The organism is Haliea sp., assembly GCF_041395985.1.
In the GTDB taxonomy this organism is placed as follows: Bacteria; Pseudomonadota; Gammaproteobacteria; order Pseudomonadales; family Halieaceae; genus Haliea.
Genome location: NZ_JAWKZJ010000003.1, coordinates 404932 through 428544, shown reverse-complemented (window position 1 = coordinate 428544; position 23613 = coordinate 404932). Strand labels below are relative to the sequence as shown.

General features: G+C 56.5%; 25 protein-coding genes. 15 read left to right on the top strand and 10 right to left on the bottom strand.

Translation table 11 applies throughout. The features are described from left to right. Window positions 1-14 precede the first annotated feature (14 nt). From ribB to ribA, 7 genes are all read left to right on the top strand, one after another. Window positions 15-1118 (top strand): 3,4-dihydroxy-2-butanone-4-phosphate synthase, encoded by a 1104-nt coding sequence (gene ribB, locus R3E49_RS08455; RefSeq protein ID WP_371294628.1) that lies wholly within the window; start codon window positions 15-17, stop codon window positions 1116-1118. 29 nt (window positions 1119-1147) lie between these two features. Beyond that, window positions 1148-1624, top strand: coding sequence for a 6,7-dimethyl-8-ribityllumazine synthase (ribE, locus tag R3E49_RS08450; RefSeq protein ID WP_371294627.1), 477 nt, complete (start codon window positions 1148-1150; stop codon window positions 1622-1624). Between the two features lie 8 nt (window positions 1625-1632). Then, window positions 1633-2085 carry a transcription antitermination factor NusB gene (gene nusB / locus R3E49_RS08445; RefSeq protein ID WP_371294626.1) on the top strand — a complete coding sequence of 151 codons (453 nt, stop codon included), beginning with the start codon at window positions 1633-1635 and terminating at the stop codon, window positions 2083-2085. Beyond that, entirely contained in the window at window positions 2085-3005 is a 921-nt protein-coding gene (gene thiL / locus R3E49_RS08440; protein ID WP_371294625.1) for a thiamine-phosphate kinase, read from the top strand. The genes nusB and thiL overlap by 1 nt, the downstream gene beginning before the upstream one ends. 114 nt (window positions 3006-3119) lie before the next feature. Beyond that, window positions 3120-3632 (top strand): phosphatidylglycerophosphatase A, encoded by a 513-nt coding sequence (locus R3E49_RS08435; RefSeq protein WP_371294624.1) that lies wholly within the window; start codon window positions 3120-3122, stop codon window positions 3630-3632. 4 nt (window positions 3633-3636) lie between these two features. Beyond that, on the top strand, window positions 3637-4329 hold the full coding sequence (locus tag R3E49_RS08430; RefSeq protein WP_371294656.1) for a TIGR02281 family clan AA aspartic protease: 693 nt from the start codon (window positions 3637-3639) through the stop codon (window positions 4327-4329). A 69-nt stretch (window positions 4330-4398) separates the two neighbouring features. Further along, window positions 4399-4998, top strand: coding sequence for a GTP cyclohydrolase II (gene ribA / locus R3E49_RS08425; protein ID WP_371294623.1), 600 nt, complete (start codon window positions 4399-4401; stop codon window positions 4996-4998). A 12-nt stretch (window positions 4999-5010) separates the two neighbouring features. Here ribA and R3E49_RS08420 read toward each other — a convergent pair whose 3' ends face one another. From R3E49_RS08420 to gmd, 6 genes are all read right to left on the bottom strand, one after another. Continuing rightward, entirely contained in the window at window positions 5011-5952 is a 942-nt protein-coding gene (locus R3E49_RS08420) for an Lrp/AsnC family transcriptional regulator (RefSeq protein WP_371294622.1), read from the bottom strand. A gap of 4 nt (window positions 5953-5956) precedes the next feature. Next, window positions 5957-8161 carry a TonB-dependent receptor gene (locus R3E49_RS08415; protein ID WP_371294621.1) on the bottom strand — a complete coding sequence of 735 codons (2205 nt, stop codon included), beginning with the start codon at window positions 8159-8161 and terminating at the stop codon, window positions 5957-5959. A 203-nt stretch (window positions 8162-8364) separates the two neighbouring features. Further along, window positions 8365-9255: a polyprenyl synthetase family protein gene (locus tag R3E49_RS08410; protein WP_371294620.1), complete on the bottom strand. Its 891-nt coding sequence runs from the start codon at window positions 9253-9255 to the stop codon at window positions 8365-8367. A gap of 20 nt (window positions 9256-9275) precedes the next feature. After that, window positions 9276-9527 (bottom strand): exodeoxyribonuclease VII small subunit, encoded by a 252-nt coding sequence (locus R3E49_RS08405; protein ID WP_371294619.1) that lies wholly within the window; start codon window positions 9525-9527, stop codon window positions 9276-9278. A 78-nt stretch (window positions 9528-9605) separates the two neighbouring features. Next, the gene (locus tag R3E49_RS08400; RefSeq protein WP_371294618.1) at window positions 9606-10571 is read right to left on the bottom strand and encodes a GDP-L-fucose synthase family protein; all 966 of its coding nucleotides are present in this window, start codon (window positions 10569-10571) and stop codon (window positions 9606-9608) included. After that, window positions 10571-11740: a GDP-mannose 4,6-dehydratase gene (gene gmd / locus R3E49_RS08395; protein ID WP_371294617.1), complete on the bottom strand. Its 1170-nt coding sequence runs from the start codon at window positions 11738-11740 to the stop codon at window positions 10571-10573. The genes R3E49_RS08400 and gmd overlap by 1 nt, the downstream gene beginning before the upstream one ends. A 192-nt stretch (window positions 11741-11932) precedes the next feature. Here gmd and R3E49_RS08390 point away from each other — a divergent pair, with 192 nt between their 5' ends. From R3E49_RS08390 to R3E49_RS08355, 8 genes are all read left to right on the top strand, one after another. After that, on the top strand, window positions 11933-13294 hold the full coding sequence (locus R3E49_RS08390) for a flippase (protein ID WP_371294616.1): 1362 nt from the start codon (window positions 11933-11935) through the stop codon (window positions 13292-13294). A 7-nt stretch (window positions 13295-13301) separates the two neighbouring features. Next, on the top strand, window positions 13302-14018 hold the full coding sequence (locus R3E49_RS08385; protein ID WP_371294615.1) for an FkbM family methyltransferase: 717 nt from the start codon (window positions 13302-13304) through the stop codon (window positions 14016-14018). Between the two features lie 242 nt (window positions 14019-14260). Continuing rightward, a complete protein-coding gene (locus tag R3E49_RS08380) occupies window positions 14261-15178 on the top strand; it encodes a glycosyltransferase (RefSeq protein WP_371294614.1) in 918 nt (305 codons plus the stop codon). Continuing rightward, window positions 15168-15989 carry a methyltransferase, TIGR04325 family gene (locus tag R3E49_RS08375; protein WP_371294613.1) on the top strand — a complete coding sequence of 274 codons (822 nt, stop codon included), beginning with the start codon at window positions 15168-15170 and terminating at the stop codon, window positions 15987-15989. Before R3E49_RS08380 ends, R3E49_RS08375 begins: the two co-directional genes overlap by 11 nt. Before the next feature lie 98 nt (window positions 15990-16087). Beyond that, a complete protein-coding gene (locus tag R3E49_RS08370; protein WP_371294612.1) occupies window positions 16088-16690 on the top strand; it encodes a methyltransferase domain-containing protein in 603 nt (200 codons plus the stop codon). After that, a complete protein-coding gene (locus tag R3E49_RS08365; RefSeq protein WP_371294611.1) occupies window positions 16687-17670 on the top strand; it encodes an NAD-dependent epimerase/dehydratase family protein in 984 nt (327 codons plus the stop codon). The genes R3E49_RS08370 and R3E49_RS08365 overlap by 4 nt, the downstream gene beginning before the upstream one ends. Before the next feature lie 54 nt (window positions 17671-17724). Further along, window positions 17725-18825, top strand: a complete 1101-nt coding sequence (locus R3E49_RS08360; protein WP_371294610.1) for a DegT/DnrJ/EryC1/StrS family aminotransferase — start codon at window positions 17725-17727, stop codon at window positions 18823-18825. Window positions 18826-18827: 2 nt separating this feature from the next. Further along, a complete protein-coding gene (locus tag R3E49_RS08355) occupies window positions 18828-19763 on the top strand; it encodes a hypothetical protein (RefSeq protein ID WP_371294609.1) in 936 nt (311 codons plus the stop codon). Here R3E49_RS08355 and R3E49_RS08350 read toward each other — a convergent pair. The 4 genes from R3E49_RS08350 to R3E49_RS08335 are packed head-to-tail and all read right to left on the bottom strand — an operon-like array spanning window position 19719 to window position 23594. After that, window positions 19719-20519, bottom strand: a complete 801-nt coding sequence (locus tag R3E49_RS08350) for a glycosyltransferase (RefSeq protein ID WP_371294608.1) — start codon at window positions 20517-20519, stop codon at window positions 19719-19721. The genes R3E49_RS08355 and R3E49_RS08350 overlap by 45 nt on opposite strands. Before the next feature lie 9 nt (window positions 20520-20528). After that, on the bottom strand, window positions 20529-21581 hold the full coding sequence (locus R3E49_RS08345) for a glycosyltransferase family 2 protein (protein WP_371294607.1): 1053 nt from the start codon (window positions 21579-21581) through the stop codon (window positions 20529-20531). Then, entirely contained in the window at window positions 21551-22513 is a 963-nt protein-coding gene (locus R3E49_RS08340) for an NAD-dependent epimerase/dehydratase family protein (RefSeq protein ID WP_371294655.1), read from the bottom strand. The genes R3E49_RS08345 and R3E49_RS08340 overlap by 31 nt, the downstream gene beginning before the upstream one ends. Beyond that, window positions 22470-23594, bottom strand: coding sequence for a glycosyltransferase family 4 protein (locus tag R3E49_RS08335; RefSeq protein ID WP_371294606.1), 1125 nt, complete (start codon window positions 23592-23594; stop codon window positions 22470-22472). Before R3E49_RS08335 ends, R3E49_RS08340 begins: the two co-directional genes overlap by 44 nt. Window positions 23595-23613 lie beyond the last annotated feature (19 nt).

Below are 23613 nucleotides of genomic sequence, written 5' to 3'. Positions count from 1 at the left end.
AGGATTGCAAAGGCATGCAGAGAAACAGCGTAGACGAATTGATCAGTGACATCCGTCAGGGCCGCATGGTGGTGCTGATGGATGACGATGACGACAGCAACAACGAAGGCGTGGTGATGGTGGCGGCCGATCATGTCAGCGCGGCGCATATCAATTTCATGGCCCGCCAGGCGCGCGGGCTGGTCTGTCTGGCGCTGACCGAGGAGCGTTGCCGCCAGCTCGACCTGCCGCCCATGGTGCCCGCCGCCCACGGGGAAAAATCCAACTTTACCCTGTCCATTGAAGCCGCGAAGGGCATCGATACCGGCATCTCGGCGGCAGATCGCGCCCGCACCGTGCAGGCGGCCGTCGCCCCCCAGGCGGTGCCGTCCGATATCGTCCAGCCGGGGCATATCTTTCCCCTCACGGCGCTGCCTGGCGGTGTGCTGACGCGGGCCGGCCACACCGAGGCGGCCAGCGACTATGCGGCGCTGGCGGGCCTGCTGCCAGCGGCGGTGATCGCTGACATCCTCACGCCGGAAGGGCTGCTGGCAGATGGCCCGGCACTGGTCGAGTTCGCACGCAGCCACGGGCTGAAAATAGGCACGATTGCCGACCTGATTCACTTCCGCATGGTCAACGAACGCACCATTGAGCGCGTGCGCGAAGGTGACATCGACACCGCCTGGGGTCGTTTTCGCCTGCTGGCCTACCGCGACAACACCGCCGGCGATCTGCACCTGGCGCTGACCTGCGGCGAAATCACGGCTGAAGAGCCCACGCTCGTGCGGGTACACGTGGCGTCGACCCTGCGCGACATGGTGGCCAGTCGCATCGACGGGCGCGCCTCCTGGCAGTTCGGCGCCTGTATGCAGCGCGTGGCCGAAGCGGGCCGCGGGGTGATTGTGCTGCTGGCGGGCGATGAGAGCAGTGAGCAACTGCTGGACAGTATCGATATGGCGCTGGGCAGGGCGCCTTCCAGCGCGCGTGCCCTGCCGGATACCTACACCAAGGTGGGCCTGGGTTCCCAGATCCTGAAGGACCTGGGCGTGGGAAAAATCCACCTCATGGGCGCACCCATCAAGTACAATGCCATTTCGGGTTTTGACCTGGAAGTGCTCGAATACCTGGCACCCTAGCGCCGGGCACACACGAACAAGGATTTCGCATGACAAACATCAAGACGATCGAAGGGGATTTCACGGGGGCCAGCGGTCACTACGCACTGGTGGTGGGCCGCTGGAACAGTTTTGTGGTCGAACACCTGCTGGAGGGTGCAATCGACGCCCTGCGTCGGCACGGCGTGAAGGATGAGCAGATGACGGTGGTGCGTGCGCCGGGTGCCTTCGAGATACCGCTGGTCTGCCAGCGCGTGGCAAAACAGGGCGGTTTCGACGCGATCGTCGCCCTGGGTGCCGTGATTCGCGGTGGCACACCGCACTTCGACTACGTGGCCGGCGAATGCACCAAGGGCATCGCCCAGGTGAGCCTGGAACACGGCATTCCCATCTCATTCGGTGTGCTCACCGTGGACTCCATCGAGCAGGCGGTGGAGCGCTCTGGCACCAAGGCCGGTAACAAAGGCGCCGAAGCGGCGCTGTCAGCGCTGGAAATGGTCAGCCTGCTGGGCCGGATCGGGAGCTGACCGCTGCCGTGAGCAAACAAGCCCGCAATACTCTGGCGGCCGAGCGCCACAAGGCCCGGCACTATGCCATGCAGGCGCTGTACCAGTGGCACATGGCGGAGGCGCCGATCAACCAGATCGAAGCCGAGTTCCGCACGGATTACGACTTCAATCATGTCGACATTGAGTACTTTCAGGCGTTGCTGCACGGGGTGCCGGGCTGCGTGGACGAACTCGAGGCGGTGCTGGCGCCCCTGCTGGACCGCAAACTCGACGAGCTGGACCCAATTGAGCGCAGCCTGCTACGCATGGGTGTCTTCGAGCTGCAGCAGCGCATCGATGTGCCGTGGAAAGTGGTGATTAACGAAGCCGTCTCCCTGGCCAAGAAATTCGGTGCCACGGACAGCCACAAGTACATCAACGGTGTGCTGGACAAGGCGGCTCGCCAGCTGCGCAAGGCCGAAACCGACGCCAGCGCCTGATGCCGGCTGACGAATTCTCTCTGATAGCCCGCTATTTCTCCTCTCTGGGTGCCGGCCCGGCCGTGGTGTTGGGGGTGGGCGATGACTGTGCCCTGCTGCAGCTTGCTCCCGGCGAGTGCCTGGCCACCTCGGTGGATACCGTGCTGGAGGGGGTACATTTCCCCGCTGACAGTCTGCCCGAGGACGTGGCCTACCGCGCGGTGGCGGCAGCTGCCTCAGACCTCGCCGCGATGGGGGCACGCCCGCTGGGCATGACCCTGGCGTTGACACTGCCCGCCGCCGACGAGCTGTGGCTGCACAGTTTCAGTCAGGGTCTGGCCGCAGCCGCCAGCGAGCTGTCACTGCCACTGGTGGGAGGCGATACCACGCGCGGGCCCCTGACCATTACCGTGCAGGTGCTGGGTGCCCTGCCGCCCGGCCGAGCACTCACGCGCGGCGCAGCGCGGCCGGGGGACGGCCTGTATGTGTCGGGTACGCTGGGGGATGCTGCAGCGGGCCTGGCGGTGCTGCAGGGTCGCTACCGGCCGGAGCTTGAGGTCGCTGAATACCTTGAGGGCCGTTTTTTCCGGCCGACAGCACGGCTGCAACTGGGCGCATCGCTGCTGCATGACGCCACGGCGGCGATCGACCTGTCCGATGGCCTGCTCGCGGATGCCGGCCACATCGCCGCGGCCAGCGGCGTGCAGCTGCGCATCGATGCCCAGGCGCTGCCACTGTCCGCTGCGTTGCAGGCCCATCCGGACCGTGCGCAGGCGTTGGCCTGGGCGTTGGCCGGCGGCGATGACTACGAACTGTGTTTTTGCCTGCCTGCGGGTGCATCGCCACCCGCCGGCTGCACCCGCATCGGCGAGGTTGCAGCGGGCGCCGGTGTCGTCTGCCCCGGCTTCGAGCACCTCGCGACGGGCTACCGCCATTTCTGATTCGCGATTGCAGGCGCACGGGTTCGGTTGCGGGTGCCCGCCAGGGGAAATGACCGGTTGTTCCGCCGCCAAAGCGCAGTAAACTGACACGACGTCAGGAAGGATAGATGTCCCATGGCCAAGCCCGCTGCCACGCCGCCTCCCGCGCTGCTGCGCAATCCCGTGCAGTTGCTCGCCTTCGGTTTTGGCAGCGGCCTGTCGCCGGTGGCCCCCGGTACGGTGGGTACGCTGGCCGCGGTGCCACTGTTCCTGCTGGTGGACGCCCTCCTGGCGCGCACCGCACTACCCCTGCTCTGGTACACCCTGTTTGTGCTGGCGACCGCCGTGGCGGGCGTCTGGATTTGCGAGCGCGCGAGCCAGCAACTGCGCGTGCACGATCACCCGGGTATCGTCTGGGATGAGTTCGTGGGCTACTGGATCACCATGTGGGCGGTGCCGGCCGGCTGGATGTGGGTGATCATCGGTTTTGTGGTGTTTCGGGTGTATGACATCGCCAAACCCTGGCCGATAGGGGCACTGGATCGCAGGGTCGGCGGCGGTTTCGGCATCATGGTCGATGACATGGTGGCTGGCGTGATGGCCTGCATCACCCTGCACATCGCGCTCTGGTTGATGGCGGCGGGGTAGTGTGATGCAACGGGCCCAGCGACAGCACTGCGGGGTGTTCACGTCCCGCAACGCCCCTTGCCGCGCATGGCTGCCCGCGCTACTGCTGCTGTGGTGGTTGGGCAGTGGCGCTGCCTTTGCCGCCTCGGTTACGGTGGAGGCCCTGCTGCCGAACACCGCGGTGCTGATGATCAACGGCCAGCGCAAGACCCTGCGCGCCGGCGACAGCGTCGACGGGGTGAAGCTGCTCAGCGCCGACGCCAGCGGGGCGGTGCTGGAGATCAACGGCACACGCCAGCGCGTGGGCCTGAACCGCAATATAACCACCAACTACGTGGCGCCCGAGCGGCGTGAACTGCAGATCCCCCGGAACGATCGCATGCAGTACATCACCAGTGCCCTGATCAACGGTCGCAGCGTGCAGGTGATGGTGGATACCGGTGCCAACGTGGTGGCGCTCAACACCCGTCAGGCCGAAGCGCTGGGCCTTGACTATGCCGCCGGCATTCCCTCGACGCTGGAAACCGCCAGCGGCGTTGTCGATGCCTGGCTGCTGAACCTCGAACGGGTCGAAGTGGGCGGCATCCCGGTTGAAGGTGTGCGGGCCACCGTGGTGGTTGGCGAGTACCCCAGCACCATCCTGCTCGGCATGAGCTACCTGCAGCATGTGGAAATGCGTGAGCGTAACGGGGTGCTGTCGCTGTCCCGTGAATGGTAATGGCCGGCCCCACACCCGGGGCGATTAAGTGCTAAACTACGCCCCTTTTTTTCGCCACCGGATTTCCCCGTGCCAGTACGCTACGTAGAGACCTCCCGCCTGCCCACTGCCTGGGGCGTGTTTGATATCCACGGCTTTGAGGATCCGGATTCCAACAAGGAGCATATCGTGCTCACCATGGGTGATGTCAGCGACGGTGAACCGGTGCTGGCACGTATCCATTCTGAATGCCTGACCGGCGATGCCCTGTTCAGCCTGCGCTGCGACTGCGGTAACCAGCTGGAGGCGGCGATGAAGGCAGTGTCAGAAGCCGGCCGTGGCGCCATTTTCTACCTCCGCCAGGAGGGCCGCGGTATCGGTCTGCTCAACAAGATCAAGGCCTATAAGTTACAGGACGCCGGCGCCGATACCGTCGAGGCCAACGAACAGCTCGGGTTCGGCGCTGACATGCGCGACTATTCCATCCTCGGACCGATGCTCAGGCACCTGAAGATCACCCGGGTGCGGCTGATGACCAACAACCCCCGTAAAGTTGCCGCGATGGAGGAAAACGGGGTGAGCGTGGTAGAACGCGTGCCGCTGCACTGCGCGAGTAATCCGCACAACGAAAAATACCTGAAAACCAAGGGTGCGAAGCTCGGGCACCTGTTTACCGGGCGGACAAGCTAGGACGCGCTGCAGTCAGAGAATAAAGCCCAGCTCTGACTGATGGGCAATCTGCTGCAGGCAGTGCGAGGGCGCGGTGCTTTTAACCCCCTCGATGGGTACCACTTTTTCGTGCAGCAGTGCCGTCAGCTGCTCCACCTCCGTGACGTTCAGCGTGCAGATGAGGTCGTGTCGTCCCAGTGTGGTGGCGACGAAGCTGACTTCCGGAATGGTGGCCAGCGCGCGGCATACCGAGCGCCCGCTGCCTCCATGCACGTCAATGCCGACGAACGCCGCGCTCATCGGGCCATCCGGGTGCACCTGCAGGTACTCGAAGCTGATTTGCCGCGTGTTTTGCATACGCTTGATGCGGCTGCGCACGGCTGATTCCGAAGCACCGATTTCAGCGGCTACGGCGCGGTTGCTCTTGCGCGCGTTCTGTCGCAGGCTGGCGACGATTTTGCGGTCAGTGGTGTCCAGCGGCGGTTGTCGGCGCGGCACATCCTCTGTGGAGTGGGCCTGGCAGCCACGTCGAAATTTCCATACGTCCAGTGCCAGGGCCGGGGTTACCCGCGCGATGCCGGCGACACGGGGCAGTGTCTCGGTGAGAAAGGTGCTTACCTCCTCGCGGCTGGGCAAGGCAGCGACCAGTTCGATGTCGTGCCGTCCCAGAACCACATTGACCGTCAGGGCCGCGGGTAGTGAGGCGATGTCACCGGCCACGTCAAACGGCGAGATGTGCTCGACGTTGACCCCGATCAGCAGCAGGTTGGGGTATCCGGCTGCGTGCAGGTCTACCAGGGGCGCGAGACTGATGACTCCCTGCTCCAGCAGACGTTCGATACGCCGCCGCACCGTTATTGGAGTCGCACCTACGGTGTTGGAAAGCGACTGGGTGGAGCGCCGGATATCACCCTCGAGCGCCGCTATGATGGCGGCGTCGAGGGCGTCAGGCTGATAGGCGGAGGGTGTTGCCATTCAGTCAGATGCGCAAGGTCAGGCTCAGTTCAACGGTGCGAGGACGGTTGTAGCTGCCTTCGAAATACCCGAAGAAGCCGCTGCCATCGAAACCCGAGTTGAGCACCCGCTTGTCACCCAGGTTGGTACCGATCAGCCCTACTTCCCACAGCTCGCTGGGCGAGGTGTAGATCAGGCCTGCACCGAACAGTGTATGGCCGGGCACCTGCAACACGGCGCTGTTTACCGCATTGAGGAAATAGCTGTCGGTATAGCGCATATCTGCACGGAACAGCAGGTCGCCCATATCGCCCAGGTCGTAGCGGTAGTCCGCCGCCATGTTGAAGGTCCACTCTGGCGTATGCTTGAGCTCGGTGTCGGTGAAGTCGCCGGTGACATCGATCCAGCCATCGGAATCGTCATTCAGGTAACCCACCCCTGCCTGCAGCTGGAACTCTTCGGCGGGCAGCCAGGTGGCTTCCAGTTCAACACCCTCAATGCTTGCGTTGGAAGCATTCTCCACCGCTACGGAGCCCGCCCGGGTGATCAGAACCTGGATGTCCTCGTAGTCGTTGTAGAACACGGCGCCATTCAAGCGCAGGCTGCGGCCAAGCAGGTCGGCCTTGATGCCCGCCTCGTAGCCGGTGAGGGTTTCCGGTTCGTACTCTTGCAGATCTGCCGCACTGCCGAAGGCACGGCCGTTATAGCCGCCGCTACGGAAGCCGCGGCTCACGTGGGCGTAAGCCATGACGTCATCGTTTACTTGCCAGGATGCGCCCACTTTCGGTGACGTATTCGACCAGTCCTGCGAGCAGTCAAAATACGCGATGGCTTCATCAAATGCGCAGCTGCTTACGGGTGCGCCGGGAATGGGGAAGACGTGGGGCACGCCGAAGTCGTAATTGCTGATTTGCTGGGTGAAGTCTTTTTCTTCTTCCGTGTAGCGAATGCCCGCAAATACATCCAGCTGGTCGTTCACCGCATAGCTGGCCTGTGCGTAGGCGGCGTAGCTGGTGGTCTCCTGACGGTTATCGAAGGATACCGACGTGCCAAGGCCCTGAATGATGATCAGGTCCGTAAGGTCACGGGTGTCTTCCGCAAAGTAGTAGAGCCCGCCGACCCACTCCAGGGCGCCACTTGTGCCTACCAGCTGCAGTTCCTGGCTGAACTGGTCGTGGTCCTGGTCGTGAATATCGCCCGAGTAGTTCAGTGCGCTGTTGTCGCCGTCGCGGCCGAACAGCGCTTCCGTTTCGCGGTAGCCGGTGATGGATTTGAACTCCAGTGCGTCACTGACCTGCCAGGTATTGGTCCAGGTGACGCCCGTGCCCTCCACGTCATCGCTCGGCAGTGGGCCTGCAATGCCCGACACATCGATGTCGGCGTTTGGGGTGCAGCAGGGGTTATCCGGGTTCAGTTGGTTCCACAGGTCGCCAAACAGAGTGCCGTCCTGCCAAGTGAGCATTACGTTGGGGTAGCCCGTCTGGTCCTGTTCGTGCCAGTCGACGGAAAGTGTTGACTCGAAACTGTCTACAGGGGCCCAGTTGAGGATGGCGCGGGCGGTGGAGAGGTCACTGTCACCGGCATCGTCGCCCGGACGACTCTGCCAGCCGTCGGCCTTGCGTCGCAGATAGGAGATACTGCCGGAAAGTGTGTCGCTAAGCGCGCTCTGGCCGTAGAACGAGACCTCGCCCAGATTGCGTGAGCCCGATGCCAGGCCAAATTCAGCACTGTTTTCCCCAGTGGGTTTGCGCGTGATCACGCTGATGGCACCGCCGATACTGTTCTTGCCGAACAGCGTGCCCTGGGGGCCGCGCAAGACCTCGATGCGCTCCACATCCGCCAACTCCATGTTGGCGCCAAAGGCGCGCGCCAGATAGATGCCGTCCAGGTAGAGGCCGACAGACGGGTCGGTGGTGAGAATGAAATCGGATTCACCCACGCCGCGCAGGAACGCATTGACCGTGGAACTGCCGCCGCCAGTGCCAACGGTAAAATTCAGGTTTGGGGTTTGGCGTTCGATGGCGGTGAGCTGATTGATGCCGGCACGAGCCAGATCCTCTCCTGAAAGCGCGGTAATCGAAATGGGTGTGCGCTGCAGGTTCTCAGAGCGCTTCTGGGCAGTCACCACCACTTCCTCGAGTGTGGCGGCGTGGCCGAGCGTAGGCAGTGCGGCGGCGGGCAGGCCAGCGCTAAGAGCGGTGATCGCAAGCATGAGGCGTTGTTTGTTCATTGTGGTTCCCCCCGTAGGGTGCGGTAAGCGTGTGTGGGCGAGCGTCTGTCGCGCTTTGATGGAGCGGCTTTTCGGCCATTTCCAGTCTTCAGGATGGTAGATATGTCGGTTTGCGTCAATAAGGGCAATGAAAAAACGCAAAACGCTAATATCTGGTTCAAAAAGGCAGAGCCGTGGGTCGACTGTGGCGGACTTTTTTGTGGTCAGGTCTGCCGTTGAACAATAAATTCGGCCAGCGCGCGCAGGGGATCGGCGCGCTGGTCAAAGCCCTCGACCGCACGCAGGCCGTCGGCCAGCAGCGCGTCTGCGGCGGTGCGGGCACCCTCCAGCCCGAGCAGGCTGACATAGGTGGTTTTGCCCGCGAGGGCGTCCTTGCCGCCAGTTTTGCCAAGAGTGGCAGCGCTGCCCTCCACATCAAGTATGTCGTCCACCACCTGGAAGGCCAGGCCGAGATGCTGGCCAAACATCTCCAGCGCTGCCCGTTCGGAGGCTGATGCGCCGGCTGCGACGGCACCCAGGCTCAATGCGGCGCGAATCAGGGCGCCGGTTTTCAGCGCATGCAAGCCCTGCAGTTCTTGCAGGGTCAGGGTACTGCCGGTGGCAGCGATGTCGACATACTGGCCGCCGACCATGCCGCCGAGGCCGCTGGCCTGTGCGAGCACCTTGACCATGGCTATCTGATCTTCCGCCGGCACGCCTTGTGCCTCGCTCAGCAACTCAAAGGCCAGCGCCTGCAGGCCATCACCAACCAGGATAGCCGTGGCCTCATCGAAGGCCTTGTGCAGGGTCGGCCGCCCGCGGCGCAGCGCGTCGTCGTCCATGGCTGGCAGGTCGTCGTGGATCAGGGAGTAGGTGTGCACCAACTCTATGGCGCAGGCGGCATTGTCCAGCGCCACTTCCGCGGGCCCGTTACTGTCAACGGCCTGCGCCGCGGCGTACACCAGACAGGGCCGGATGCGCTTGCCACCGGCCTGCAGCGCATAGCTCACCGCCGCCTCAAGGCCGCCGAGCGAGGCTGCGGCGCGAGGATCCTGCGCGGTTAAGCGGCTCACGGCCCGCAATCGAGCCTCACAGCGCGCGCGGCTGTGGGCCATGAAGGTACTCAGGGCCGGGTTCACTCTGCTGCGCCTTCCTCGTCTTCGTCGTGGAATGGCGCCGCGACAGGTTTGCCCTCTTTCTCGAGCAGCAGCTGCACTTTTTGCTCGGCTTCCTGCAGGGACTGCTGTGCCTGGCGAATGAGTTGAACGCCCTGCTCAAAGTCCTTTAACGACTGCTCCAGAGAGGTCTCGCTGTCTTCGAGGCGGGCGGTAAGCGCTTCGAGCTGGCTCAGGGTCTCGGCGAAGGTGGGTGGCTGCTTCTTGGTCATGGGGTCCGGCTGTGTGGGTTGGGGTGGGGGTATGATACCAGTCGTCGCAGGTTGGTTGGGTAGTATCAGGGTGTCCTGTCAGGCAGGCTCAGACCTATCGTGCTCAAGAAACCACTTATATGTTTCCTTCAAGCCTGCCTCCAGATCTGTCGTCGCTCGCCAGCCGAGGGCAATCAATTTGGACACATCCAGTAGTTTACGTGGGGCTCCGTCCGGCTTACTGGCATCAAACTCCAGTCGCCCTTGGAAGCCCGTAACCCTGGCAATGGTCTCTGCCAGCTCGCGAATCGAGCAGTCGGTTCCCGTCCCCACGTTGATATGGCTGAGCCTGGGTTGTGTATGCTGCTCATACTGCTCGAGAGGAAGCTCCATGATGTGCAGGCAGGCACTTGCCATATCGTCGACGTGGAGGAACTCGCGCCTGGGCGTGCCCGTTCCCCAGACGCGCACGCTCTCCGCCTCTGCCTGTGCCGCTTCATGGAACCGGCGCAGTAGGCCGGGAATCACATGACTGTTTTCCGGGTGGAAGTTGTCGCCAGGCCCATACAGATTTGTTGGCATGACTGATCGGTAATCGCGTCCGTATTGGCGTTTGAAGCTTTCGCAGAGTTTTATGCCGGCTATTTTGGCGATGGCATAGGCCTCGTTGGTAGGTTCCAGAGCGCCGGTCAGCAACGCATCCTCGCGGATGGGTTGCTCGGCGTACTTCGGGTAGATACAGGAAGAGCCGAGGAACAGCAACTTTTGCACATTCGTCCGGTGGGCTGCCTGTATGATATGCGTTTGGATGAGGAGATTCTCACTCAGGAACTCAGCAGGATAGCTGTTGTTCGCGTGTATGCCCCCGACCCGGGCCGCCGCCAGGTACACCTGATCAATAGCGTGTTCGGCGAAGAAGGCTTCTACCGCCGTCTGTCGGGACAGGTCCAGGTCGCCACGAGTCGCGGTGACCACAGTGACGTCTCTGCGCCGTTCAAGCAGTCGACAGATGGCAGAACCAACCATGCCCTGGTGACCGGCAACGTAGATGGCTGTCTGAGTCATCAGTTTTCTACCGTGACGGACACATCGTGACCGTGTTGCCTGAGGAATGCGTTTCGCTTTGCGACTTTGAGGTCCTCCGCGACCATCTCTGCGCACATTTGCTGCGCCGAAATCTCCGGTTCCCAACCCAGCTCCTGCCGTGCACGCGAAGCATCTCCCATTAGGCTCTCTACTTCTGCCGGTCGGAAATAGCGCGGGTCGATACGCACCAGCACATCTCCGGTCTTTACCGCCGGCGCGCTGGTCCCGCGGACCTCTGCCACGATACCCCGCTCATCGATACCATTGCCGTCGAATTCGAGTTTGATACCCAGTTCTTCTGCGCTCCAACGCACGAAGTCACGCACTGAGTGTTGCTTGCCGGTGGCAATAACATAGTCCTTGGCTTCGCTTTGCTGAAGCATCAGCCACTGCATGCGCACATAGTCTCTTGCATGTCCCCAGTCACGGAGAGAATTCATGTTCCCCATGTACAGACAGGATTCCAGCCCCTGGGCAATGTTGGCGAGGCCACGGGTGACTTTTCGGGTTACGAAGGTTTCGCCTCGACGGGGAGACTCGTGATTAAAGAGTATCCCGTTGCAGGCATACATGCCGTAGGCTTCGCGGTAGTTCACCGTGATCCAGTAGGCGTAGAGTTTGGCAACCGCGTAGGGTGACCGTGGGTGAAACGGCGTTGATTCGCGTTGCGGCGTCTCTCGTACGAGCCCATACAGCTCCGAGGTTGATGCCTGATAAAATCGCGTTTTGCGCTCCAGACCGAGCAGCCGAATGGCTTCCAGAATGCGCAGGGTGCCCATGGCATCCACATCAGCAGTATACTCAGGTGCTTCGAAGCTCACTGCGACATGGCTCTGTGCACCCAGATTGTAGACCTCGTCTGGCTGGACATGCTGGATGATGCGCGTGAGGCTGGAAGAGTCAGTCAGGTCGCCGTAGTGAAGGATGAAGCGCTGGTTATCTACGTGAGGATCCTGGTAAATGTGATCCACACGCTGGGTGTTGAACGATGATGCACGGCGTTTGATGCCGTGTACTTCATAGCCCTTGTCCAGGAGTAACTCGGCGAGATAAGAGCCGTCCTGGCCGGTGACGCCGGTTATGAGTGCTATTTTGGACAATGCTGTGGCCTTTTGGGTTCCGGATGTTTTCGGTGGAAAGTCTAGCATTGCTTGAGCAGTATTGTTGTACTGCCAGCATCGGGTCGGGTTGTGTGGTTTCCTGGCCGGAAAGGGGGTGCCGCGCTAGCGCCGAACGTATTTTGTTGCTCGTACGAAGTATGGAGAGGGAATTCGTGGTGAAGTCCGCAACCGGTCGCGAGACTGAAGCGCCATTATTCGAGGCTGGAGGGCTCCGATGATGTGGCGCCAGCTATCGATTTGAGCATAGTCCCCGACATTGTCAGGCGTCGTATCGCCCATCGCCCCAGCCTGTTGAAGATCATTGACAACATCGGTTGGCTATTTCTTGACAAGGTCCTGCGCATGGGCGTGGGGCTGTTGGTTGGGGTGTGGATTGCCCGCTACCTAGGCCCCGAGCAGTTTGGCCTGCTCAGCTACACCACTGCGTTTGTGGGGCTCTTCGGAGCCGTTGCAGGGCTCGGGCTGCAGGGTATTGTTGTGCGGGATATCGTGCGCGAACCGGCCGGCAGGGGGGTGACCATAGGTACCACCGCTGCCCTGCAATTTGCGGGCGGAACGCTGGCCTACGGCCTGATTTTGCTGGTTATCTTCTGGCTGCGCCCCGAGGACAGGCTGGCGCAAACGCTGGTTGCGATACTCGGTTCAATGATGCTCTTCAAGGTCAGTGAGGCCGCGGCCTACTGGTTTGAGTCACAGGTGCTATCCAAATACACCGTGATGGTACAGAACGCCACCTTTCTAGCGTTTGCCGTGGTCAAAGTGGTACTCATTCTGCTGGATGCTCCCCTGGTGCTCTTCGCCTGGGCCGTTATGGGCGAAGCGCTTGTGGGCGCGGCGTTGCTGCTTTGGGTGTTCGGGCTGTATGGATTTCCACTTGTCGAACTCAGAGCCTCTGCCAGCAGGGCAAGGGCTATGCTAGAAGCCAGTTGGCCTCTGCTGCTGTCCGGTGTGGCGATTACCGTTTATATGAAAGTTGACCAGATCATGCTTGGGCAAATGATTGGTGATACTGAGGTAGGGGTCTATAGCGCGGCGACACGCGTCAGTGAGGTCTGGTACTTTGTCCCCATGGCTGTCATGGCCTCGGTGCTGCCGGCTATTCTGGAGTCCCGGATGGCCAACGAAGCGCAGTACTACAGGCGCCTGCAGTCGCTGTTCGATATTATGGTCTGGCTGTCAGTCTGTGTTGCCGTGCCTATGACGTTCCTGTCCACCGCTGTGGTGACATTGCTGTTTGGCAGTGACTATGCGGCTGCCGGCGAGGTGCTGGCGGTTCACATTTGGGCGGCGATATTTGTATTTTTGGGGGTTGCCAGCAGTAACTGGTATCTTGCCGAGAACCGTCAAGTGCTGAGCTTGCAGAGGGCGGTTTTGGGCATGCTGGCTAATATTGCTTTAAACCTGTTCCTCATTCCGTCCTATGGTGCGTTGGGTGCGGCATGGGCTACGGTCCTGTCCTATGCGACAGCTGCGTTCTTTGCGGATCTGCTGCAGCGGGAGACGCGAAGAATCTTCGCGATGAAGGTGGCGTCGTTCAATATTGTCGGTGTGACGGCAAGGATGACCCGGTCTCGGTGGTGAATGGCTAATGCGTGAATTTATACGGGAATACGTGCCCGATTTTATCAAGAGTCTCATCAGGCGCGTGCTCTACAACATTCGTTGGGATCAATGGCAACAATGCTCTTGGGCGCAGGAAGGCGAAGACCTCGTCCTGAAGCGGATTTTCCCGGAAAAGAAAGACGGTTTTTATGTCGATGTTGGGGCGCATCATCCACAGCGTTACTCGAATACCTGTCTGTTCTACAAGGCAGGCTGGCGCGGCATCAACATCGATGCAATGCCCAATAGCATGCGTGCCTTCCGCAAGCAGCGGAAGCGCGATATCAACCTTGAAATGGGCGTGGGGGCAGTGGCAATGGAGTTGGACTACTACATGTTCAACGAGCCTGCGTTGAACGGGTTTTCCGCTGCGCTATCAGAAGAGCGTGCGCAGGCCGACAACCGATTCAGAATCATCTCGACCCGAAAAATCCCGGTGTTGCCCCTCGCGGAGATACTGGAAGCGCACTTGCCTGCCGGCCAGCAGATCGACTTTATGACGGTCGATGTTGAGGGTCTGGATCTTGACGTGCTCAAATCCAATGACTGGAATCGGTACCGACCGGAGTATGTTCTTGTTGAAGTGCTGAAGAGCAGCCTTCACGAGGTTGAAGGCAGCGATGTTGGGCGTTTCATGCGGGATAGGGGGTATGAGGTGTATGCGAAATGTATGAATACGGTGTTCTTTAGGGTGCTAGATTAGGTGTGAATGCGCATGTTTTTTGCTTCTATGAACGGGAAAGCGTCCAAGAGGCACGCCCTGACCGCAATTCCTATGAGCTTACGGTACTATGTTGTCGAGGAAACGGTTGGAGGTCCTCTGAATGTCGCAATAGTTGTTGATCGCCTACATTTAATCCTTCTGGGCTAGGGCAACTAGTGGCGATGCTTGAACGGATACGGTGGCCCTTATTTCCAAAGATTGTAGGCTGTGGAGGAATCGATTTGAATGCTCCTGTAGTGCTATTCTGTTATGCGCGCGCAAAGCATCTCCGTCTAACTCTGGAGTCGCTAAAGACGAACTACGGAGCAGACGACTCAGAGTTGATCGTATTTAGTGATGCCCCAAAACATAAATCAGACACGAAGTCCGTTGCGGAAGTAAGAGCGTTGCTCCGGAATATCGAAGGCTTCAAAAACGTCCGCGTTATTGAGAGACCATATAACTATGGCCTCTCTAAATCCATTGTTGAAGGTGTGAGCCAGGTTTTAACCGAGTACGACCGAGTGATTGTGTTAGAGGATGACATGGTCACTTCTCCACATTTCTTAAACTATATGAATCAAGCTCTAAGCATTTATCGAAACGAAGACAGCGTTGCGTGCATTCATGGATACGTGTTCCCAGTTAAAGATAATTTGCCGGAGGCGTTTTTCCTACCGGGCGCCGACTGTTGGGGCTGGGCTACATGGAGGAATTCTTGGGCCGACTTTGAACCCGATGGTGCGAAATTGCTTTATGAGTTGGAGCGCCGCGAATTGCTAAACTACTTCGACTACAACGGTGCTTTTCCTTTTTCAAAGATGCTCAGAGACCAGATACTTGGAGGAAATGATTCATGGGCGATACGTTGGTATGCGTCTGCTCTGCTATCTGACAGGTTGACGCTTTATCCCGGACGGAGTCTTGTTCACAACATTGGGAACGATATGAGCGGTGTGCATAGCGTGCATACGAAGGCATACGATACTGAACTCAGTTCCTCCCCAATTAAACTGAACGCAATCGATCTCTGCGCGAACCAATGGGTAAGAGATAGATTTGAAGAATATTTGCGAACCACTAATTCTATTAATGGTGCCGGCCGGATTAGGCGGCTTTGCACATCATTGTTTGGAGCGGTTTCATTCAATGGTCGCTAACTTTTCTTGGTTTCGCCATGTCATTCCACCGCTGGCTATGCGCTGGTTACGGCAGGCTACGGGGCGTGCTATCCGGTTCAGCGGCGACTATTCATCTTGGCAGGAAGCTCTAGATAATTCTTTAGGTTATGATCTTGACGCTATTCTTAACAGCGTTTTGGATGCGACCCTCAGGGTGAAGCGTGGAGAAGCCGCATACGAGAGAGATTCCGTGGTATTCCACGTCATGGAATATAATTGGCGTCTTCTGGCGGCTCTCATGTGGGCCGCCGGTGTTTCGAATGGGAAGTTGAGCGTTCTCGACTATGGCGGGGCGTTGGGGAGCCTGTATTTTCAGCATAAAGATATTCTCAGTAGTCTACCTGCTCTACAATGGAATATTGTAGAGCAGTCACGGTTTGTTGAGGCCGGAAGAAAGTTTGTCGAAGACGAAACCGTAGTATTCTTCGACGATTTAAACGTGTGTTTGAGTGATAGAAGCCCAAACGCTGTCGTCATGTCGGGCGTTCTCCAGTATCTGGAGCATCCCCGCCAATCTTTACAGGATATTCTTTCTACGGGGTCCGACATCATATTTATTGATAGAATTCCCTTTCACGAAGAAGCTTCAGATCGAATTACGGTGCAAAGGGTTCCCTCCAGCATATACCCGGCCAGTTATCCATCCTGGATTTTCTGTGAGTCAAAGTTTGTAGCTCAGTGCGAAGAGAGCTGGAAAGTTGTTTCGATTTCTGATTCGTTCGATGGGGTAATGGATGCAGGGAGAGGGGACATTACTTTTAAATCGATTATTCTGAAGTCCTTGTCGTGAGAACTCCTAGAATCTTGGCCCCAAAGCCTTTTATGCCTGGATTTCGTGAAGTTTTCTCTAGTCACTTTTATCTCGCACGTCGCGGCCTAGCAATAGCCATGCGGGAAGTGGCGCCTAGAGTCAAAGGGCTTGTGCTCGATATAGGATGTGGTTCGAAACCTTATGAATCCTTATTTGAGGCAGATAGCTACTTAGGTGTTGAGGTATTCGGGACTGTTGGAGGGGCAGATGTGATCTATGATGGTGTATCGCTCCCCTTCGCCGATGGAGTGTTTGATACAGTTGTCTGTAATCAGGTTCTCGAACATGTTTTCGAGCCAGATAGATTTCTTGGAGAGCTGTTTCGCGTCATGCGGCCGGGCGCTGCACTCCTCCTTAGTGTGCCGTTTGTATGGGACGAGCACGAGCAACCTAATGATTTTGCGAGATACACATCGTTTGGTTTGATGTCAGTATTGAATCGGAACGGTTTCGACGTCAAGCATCACAAGAAGCTCGGAGCAGATGCCAGCATCCTTTGCCAGCTCGCGAATGCATACATTTATAAAGTCACCTTGACGTCTCCGAGGAGTGTTCGACTGTTTTTTACTCTAACCGTTGTTCCAGTTTTCAACGTGATGGGGCTAATTTTTAAATGTATTCTTCCTGGAAATCCTGATTTGTACCTAGACCAGGTCGTCATATCGGAGAGGTCAGTGTGAAACCATATTTTGGGAAGAAGGTAATAATAACGGGCGGTCTCGGTTTTATTGGGTCCAGTCTAGCTCGGCAGCTAGTTCACCTTGGTGCAGAAGTGACGTTAGTTGACAGCTTAATACCTATTTATGGCGGCAATCTTTTTAATATCCACGATATAATTGAAGAGGTCAGGGTTAATGTGTGTGACGTACGCGATGAGTTTGCAATGGCTTATCTGCTCAAAGAGCAAGATTTTCTATTCAATTTAGCCGGTCAGACTAGTCACGTTGATTCTATGCATGACCCGTTTACCGATTTAGATATAAATTCGGCGGCTCAGTTATCCATTTTGGAGGTGTGCCGAAAGCACAATCCTTCGATTAAAGTGGTTTTTGCTAGTACCAGGCAGATTTACGGGAAGCCTTTGTATTTGCCCGTTGATGAATCACACCCACTACGGCCTGTTGACGTAAACGGGATAAATAAGTTGGCTGGCGAGGGATATCATATCCTGTATAACGACGTCTACGGTGTTCGTGCGTGTGCCTTGAGGTTGACTAATACATACGGGCCCGGGATGCGCGTCAAGGATGCTCGGCAGACATTTCTGGGAATCTGGGTGAGTAGGATCATCGAGGGGCGCCCTTTGCAGGTTTTTGGTAGTGGCGATCAGTTAAGAGATTTCAACTATGTTAGTGATTGCGTTGCAGCCCTTTTGGCGGTCGGTGCCAGTGATGTCTCAAACGGGAAGGTTTACAATCTTGGTAGTTCGGAGGTGGTAAGCTTATTGTCCTTAGCAGAGCTGCTGGTAGAAATCGAGCCGCAGGCCTCTTATGAGATTGTAGAGTTTCCGTCGGAACGTAAGGCGATTGATATTGGAGATTACTATGGTGATTTCAGTCGTTTGAACAGAGAGTTTTCTTGGCTTCCAGTTGTTGACTTAAAGGAGGGTCTGCAAAGAACGATATCCTATTATCGTGAGAATATTTCGTATTACCTTTAGTAAGGCTATGACTGGTCTCTTGGTGTTTCCGTCCTTCCAGTTGGATGCGTACGTATGATTTTGATGAATGACTTTCGTTCTGAGCCTTCCTCCCTCCGCGAAGCAATGTATGGCGCTGTGCGGCGTGTTATTGATTCTGGTCAGTTCGTATTAGGCGATGAGGTTGCATCCTTTGAGAGCGAATGGAGCGCACGGTGTAAAACTTCGCACGCGATTGGAGTGGGGAATGGCATGGACGCTCTGGAAATTATCTTCAGGGCGTTAGGTGTCGGTCCCGGGGATGAGGTCATAACAACACCCATGACCGCCTTTGCAACGGTTTTGGCAATTTTGCGAGCGGGCGCGGAACCTGTGCTTGCAGATATCGAACCAAGCTCCGCGTTGTTAGATAGAGATAGTGTTTTAAGGTGCCTTTCTTCTAGAACAAGGGCTCTGGTCTTGGTTCACCTGTATGGACAGCTGGGGGACATGGCTTCATGGAAAGAGCTTTGTGCCGATCACGGTATCTATCTCGTAGAGGACTGCGCGCAATCGCATCTGGCTTCGCGTGACGGAAAAGTTGCTGGGAGCTTCGGTGCAGCCGGCGCTTACAGCTTTTATCCGACTAAGAATTTAGGTGGAGCCGGTGATGGAGGAATGATTGTTACAAATGATGGGGTGATAGCGGAAATGGCGTTAAAGATGCGAAATTATGGACAAAGTCGCCGTTATTCACACCCTGTGGTAGGGCTCAACAGTCGTCTTGATGAGCTGCAAGCAGCTATCTTGCGAGTGAGAGCTGATTTTTTGGATGAATTTACAAGCCGGCGGCGGGCAATCGCGACGCGGTATCATAAGGAGATCGAGAACGTTCACGTCGATAAACTTGCCCCTGCAAATGAATTGGCCGCCCACGTTCACCATCTTTACGTCGTGACCACGCCGTACAGGGATCGCCTGATAGACTATCTTCGGTTTAACGGAATACAGGCTCTAATTCATTTCCCTATACCTATACATCTTCAGCCACCTTGCTTGCACCTGCGAAGGGATGCGCATGGACTGTCAGCCGCGGAGCACCACGCAGACACTTGTTTGTCTATACCATGTCATCCACAGTTGTCTGATGATGATGTGAGTAAAGTGATTTCCACTATCAACCGCTTCGAGGTGTGAGTGTGGAGCATTATGTTACATTGCTCGATAGCCTGTTTTTGCCCCAGGTCGTGACGTTGCATCAGTCTATGGAGCGGCACGCAGGACAATATTCACTATGGATACTCTGTGTTGACGAAGAGGCCCATCAGGTATTGTCGAGCTTGGCTCTGTCAAACGTTCGACTACTGAAGTTGTCTGATCTCGAAACGCCTGAGTTGCTAAGCGTAAAGCACAAGAGAAGTAGGGGTGAATATTGTTGGACCCTTACGCCCTATGCCCCGCGATTTGTTTTTGAGCACGACTCTTCCGTACAGCGAGTCACATACATCGATGCTGACATTTGGTTTCGCAAGCCCCCGGATGCGATTTTCTCTGAGTTGGATGAATCGCGTAAATCAGTGCTCATTACCGAGCACGCGTTCTCACCTGCGTTTGATCTGTCTGAGCCCAATGGTATTTATTGTGTTCAGTTTATTACGTTCGATCGGTATGGTGGAGAAAAAGTTAGGAAATGGTGGGAGGAGAGGTGTATCGAATGGTGTTATGCTCGTGTAGAGGACGGTAAATTTGGTGATCAAAAATATCTTGAAGCATGGGTGAGCATGTTTTTTAGCGATGTCCACGTGTTACGCGATAAGTCGCTAGCACTAGGACCTTGGAATGCTTCCAGGTTCCCTTTCTCAGAGGGGATTTTTTATCATTTTCATCAGCTAAGACTTACTGCTTCAGGAAGAGTTTTGGTCGGCAAATTTCCCCTCCCGGCTCCGCTGATCAAATACGTTTATCGTCCCTATTTAAGAGAGATGAAGGCCTCTATCGCGATGATTGAGCAGTGTGGCGGGAAAGTGTTGCCTCAGGTTAACGGCCCTAAACTGCTTGGTAGTATACGCCTGTCGCTGGCGAACCTAATTTCACTTTTTGGTGTTATATTTTCTAGAAGTACGCTGAAGATGTAACTTGAAATATCTGGCGAGTTTTTTTGCTAGTCTGAAGAGATTTGTTAGAAGTGGTGCCGATCGGCACAAGAAAAATTCGAAGTAGCCGTGATTCTCTAAAAAAAGCCGCCCCTTGTCCGTATCAAAAGCAATATCATTTTTGGTTGAACTGAGGCCTCCAGTGTCAGTAAAGCGAGCGACATCAATTGCGAGGTATTTGAAAGGATAGTATCTCATAAGGATGATGTTGTGGGCCCAATCAGAGTTTATAGGATAATCAAGTGAATATGGCCTAACTTTTAGGGCGCTAGTTGGAAAGAACATTGCTTGATGGCAGATGTTTCGAAAAACTAGCTTTCGGGGCGTGAATCGCCCATCGTACCTTCGGTTGTCCGAGGCGAAACGTACATTTGCATAGTATATATTTGGTCCATGTAGTTCTTTGATGGCGGACACGAAGCCAGGGAGAAGCCTATCATCGCCTCCTAGGAAGAAGACCCAATCAGTCACCACCTTGTTGATCGCTCGATTCATCGCATCGTATACGCCACGGTCGCTCTCTACTCCATAGCTAATATGAGGCGATCTCAGCTGATTCAAAAAGTCATATGTGCCATCTGTAGATTCACCGTCTTGAATATGCAGTAATACGTTCTTTCCCAGGTCCGCGCCTAAAACTAATTTTACATTCTCGATACACCCGCGCATATTCTTCAAGTTATTGAAGGTCGGTATGATGATCGTGACTTTAGGTTGACCCTCTATGCGCTTGTTCATTGTGGCTTGCTAATATTCTATTTTGGGTATGCCGTGCCCGGCGATTAACTGAAGTTTTCTGGGTACCACGGTGAAAACTTCCCCGTAGTTTCGCCAACGGCAAGTCCGTGCCTGCTGGATTCTCAGCCGCCTATGAGCCAGTGATTTTCTTTCGTAAAACACCGATGCAAGAGCTGGCCAGTAGATTTTCCTGATGGGATTCAAGTTGCGCGCGAATGCTGACAAGATTAGACCCTCTGCCAGTAAAAAGGCGATGTGTAAAGTCAGGGCTGGTAACAATAACACTTTGGGCTGCGCTAGAATTAGGACGTAGGTTTTGTTACGTTCGCTAAGGTATCTTCTCCTGTATGTTGTTGATAGACCCTTTTCAGTAGCTCTATTTCCACCGAAGCTGGTGCCTTGTTTGTGCCGGTAGCCGCTCAGATTTGTAACGCCAACTTTCTTGCCGCCCAGTCTCAGCAAGCAACAAAGGTAAAGATCCTCAGCAATCGACTCGAACCACTCAGGAAAACCACCCAGATCCTGCCATGTTTCGCGCCTTATCCACAGGCATGCGCCAATGACCATTGCAACCTCAGTGCGCTCCGGGTCAAGGTTTGGTACCGGGTTGTAAAATGGATCCAGCAAGCAGCCCCGGTCTACAAGCTCGCCACTCTCCCAGTCGTATTGAGGCAGTGTCAGTATGCCTGTTTCCTCGCTGTTCTCGGCGGAGTCTGCAAGAGTGGAAAGTGCATCGGGAAAAAGTGCTGCATCGTTGTTCAGCAGCAGCACGTACTTCCCACGTGCGTACTCCACCATGCGATTGTTGGCGACACAAAAGCCTACGTTTTCCTTGCTCTCCAAGACTTCGATCTGCGGGTATTGGCTTAGCATGAAGGCGACCGAATCATCGGGAGAAGCATCGTCATGAACAATGATTTCAAATGAGAAATCGCAGTTTTGCGCTAATACGGACTCGATACATTCGGCTATTAACTCATGGCCCCTAAAGTGTGCGATGCATATCGAACAAAGAGGGGCGAGGGGCCTGTTTACGGATGAGTGCGTACGTACCAGTTCCATGTGCGTTCCAGACCCTCCTCCAGGCTTACAATTGGCTGCCAACCGAACATATCCTCCGCCTTCTGAATGTCCACTAGCACGCGATCCATATCAATCGAGCGGCCTTGTGAATAGATTCGCTGCAGGCGGCGTCCCGTTATTTTCTCGACCAATAGCATGAGTTCATTGATGGATACCGCGTGGCCACCAGCCGCGTTCAGGATGCGGCACCCGCTGTGTATGTCATTGTCCATCGCGCTAAGAGTCAACGAAACAAGGTCATCAATATACAGATAGTCTCTTACCGCTTCCCCGCTCCCCCAAATTGTTAGTGGTTCGTCTCTCAAAATACTTCCGAGTGCGGTTGGGATAATGCCGAATCCCAGTCTTTCGGCCTGCCCGGGACCGTACACGTTGGATGGGCGGAGAATGGTCGCTTTTGCTCCGGTTTGCACGGTCCAAGCGCGAATAAACTGCTCGGCGGCTACTTTCGCCGCGCCGTGATAAGAGCGTGGCATCGGTGGGTCGCTTTCTTTGGAGGCGACATCGGGAGAGGTGCCATAGAGTGCGCCCGCCGAAGAAAAGTAGATGAGGTGCCTTTCAGCTGATTCACCCATCGCTTCAAGCAGGTCTGCCAGCGGCGCTAGATTTTCGTTTACCTCAAGGGTGGGCTGTCCGGCGCTGCTCCCGGGAGTAGTTGCTGATGCCAGATAAATGACAGAGCCAATTTCACTGGCTATCATTCGGGGAACAGAGTCGCTCCGCACGCCCTTTGCCAGCGATGGCTGGGGGTGGGTTGCTTGAGGGCCACTGTGGCGCCCCATTGTGATAACAGCCTTTCCCATTGCGACCAGGCCGCGGCATATCGCTGTGCCTAGAAACCCGGCTGCACCAACGACCAAGACCTTATTATCCAATCTTGTGCCCTGCCAGTCGGTTATAGATGGCCGCATAGCGCTGCGCGCAATCATCCCAGGTCCCAACGTCTGCCTTCACCCACGCGCGAGCCGCTTCGCCATGGTGTCGGTTGCTTGGCAGGTCTTCCAGTGCCGAGAGCGCTGCGGCGAAGGTTTGCTGAGACTCACACAGAGAACCCGTCACGCCTGATTGTACAAGGCTGGCGTGTGCTGGCATATCAGAAGCGATAATTGGCAGGCCGGAAGCCATGGCCTCCAGCATCACTTGCGGTCTTCCTTCGTCATGTCGACTAAGTGTGATCAAACCGTGGGCCTGTGGAAACCACTCATTCGCTAACGCCTCTGGCGAGGCGGGCCCGTGATAGTGGACCCAATCAGGTATAGTCACCTGTTCCTGCATCGGTCCCAGCAGATGCAGCTCTCGGTCTTGCCCATTAAAAAGTGGTGCAGACCACTTGAATAACGGTCCCAGCTTTTCGCGCGTCAGTCGAGTCACTGCCAGCCACTTTGGCTTTTGCGCGGTTGGTCGTCTTTGCACCGCATACCAGACGGGGTCAATTCCGAACATGACCGGCTCGATCAGGGCCTTATCGCCAAACGCGTCCCTGAGTTCCGAAACCATCCAATCAGCGTTCGGGCATATTGCTGCTGGTCGAGAGGCCAGAGATCGACGGATGAGAAACTTGACGAAGGGTAGCGCCAGTAGCTTCAAATCCGTCCCCAAAACCGTAACCAGCACCGGCTTTCCATCGGCAGGAAGCGGCAGAGCCGTTTGTAGCCAGTTCAGATGGTAAAGATCGGTTTTTGACTCTCTGCGAAACGTGGAGTGAAGGGAGCGCAATAGTTTCAGTGGTGCAGTGAAACCACTCAAGCTGCGGCTTCTCATCAGATGGGCGATACCCCCGGCGGCCATTAGTCCGGAGAGCATGCGCTCTTCATCATGGTTGGGGAGGTAGCGCACGTTGTCGGGCAAGGGGCCTGGTGGGGCCCACAATGAAAGTTGGATATCCTCGCGGCGTGCCAGGGCATCGACCAGATGCCGGATGAACACCCCTCGCCAGTCCTCATTGTCGGCAGGGTAGGAGGTGGCAGCGCAGAGCACATTGATGGGGGCCACGTGTCAGGCGCCCTCGGTG

Excerpts from the sequence above, each read along its gene's own strand:
- ribB (WP_371294628.1), top strand. The coding sequence starts at position 15 with ATGCAGAGAAACAGCGTAGACGAATTGATCAGTGACATCCGTCAGGGC.
- ribE (WP_371294627.1), top strand. The coding sequence starts at position 1,148 with ATGACAAACATCAAGACGATCGAAGGGGATTTCACGGGGGCCAGCGGT.
- thiL (WP_371294625.1), top strand. The coding sequence starts at position 2,085 with ATGCCGGCTGACGAATTCTCTCTGATAGCCCGCTATTTCTCCTCTCTG.
- R3E49_RS08435 (WP_371294624.1), top strand. The coding sequence starts at position 3,120 with ATGGCCAAGCCCGCTGCCACGCCGCCTCCCGCGCTGCTGCGCAATCCC.
- R3E49_RS08430 (WP_371294656.1), top strand. The coding sequence starts at position 3,637 with ATGCAACGGGCCCAGCGACAGCACTGCGGGGTGTTCACGTCCCGCAAC.
- R3E49_RS08420 (WP_371294622.1), bottom strand. The coding sequence starts at position 5,952 with ATGGCAACACCCTCCGCCTATCAGCCTGACGCCCTCGACGCCGCCATC.
- R3E49_RS08415 (WP_371294621.1), bottom strand. The coding sequence starts at position 8,161 with ATGAACAAACAACGCCTCATGCTTGCGATCACCGCTCTTAGCGCTGGC.
- R3E49_RS08410 (WP_371294620.1), bottom strand. The coding sequence starts at position 9,255 with ATGGCCCACAGCCGCGCGCGCTGTGAGGCTCGATTGCGGGCCGTGAGC.
- R3E49_RS08405 (WP_371294619.1), bottom strand. The coding sequence starts at position 9,527 with ATGACCAAGAAGCAGCCACCCACCTTCGCCGAGACCCTGAGCCAGCTC.
- R3E49_RS08400 (WP_371294618.1), bottom strand. The coding sequence starts at position 10,571 with ATGACTCAGACAGCCATCTACGTTGCCGGTCACCAGGGCATGGTTGGT.
- gmd (WP_371294617.1), bottom strand. The coding sequence starts at position 11,740 with ATGCTAGACTTTCCACCGAAAACATCCGGAACCCAAAAGGCCACAGCA.
- R3E49_RS08385 (WP_371294615.1), top strand. The coding sequence starts at position 13,302 with ATGCGTGAATTTATACGGGAATACGTGCCCGATTTTATCAAGAGTCTC.
- R3E49_RS08375 (WP_371294613.1), top strand. The coding sequence starts at position 15,168 with ATGGTCGCTAACTTTTCTTGGTTTCGCCATGTCATTCCACCGCTGGCT.
- R3E49_RS08370 (WP_371294612.1), top strand. The coding sequence starts at position 16,088 with ATGCGGGAAGTGGCGCCTAGAGTCAAAGGGCTTGTGCTCGATATAGGA.
- R3E49_RS08360 (WP_371294610.1), top strand. The coding sequence starts at position 17,725 with ATGATTTTGATGAATGACTTTCGTTCTGAGCCTTCCTCCCTCCGCGAA.
- R3E49_RS08350 (WP_371294608.1), bottom strand. The coding sequence starts at position 20,519 with ATGAACAAGCGCATAGAGGGTCAACCTAAAGTCACGATCATCATACCG.
- R3E49_RS08345 (WP_371294607.1), bottom strand. The coding sequence starts at position 21,581 with ATGGAACTGGTACGTACGCACTCATCCGTAAACAGGCCCCTCGCCCCT.
- R3E49_RS08340 (WP_371294655.1), bottom strand. The coding sequence starts at position 22,513 with ATGCGGCCATCTATAACCGACTGGCAGGGCACAAGATTGGATAATAAG.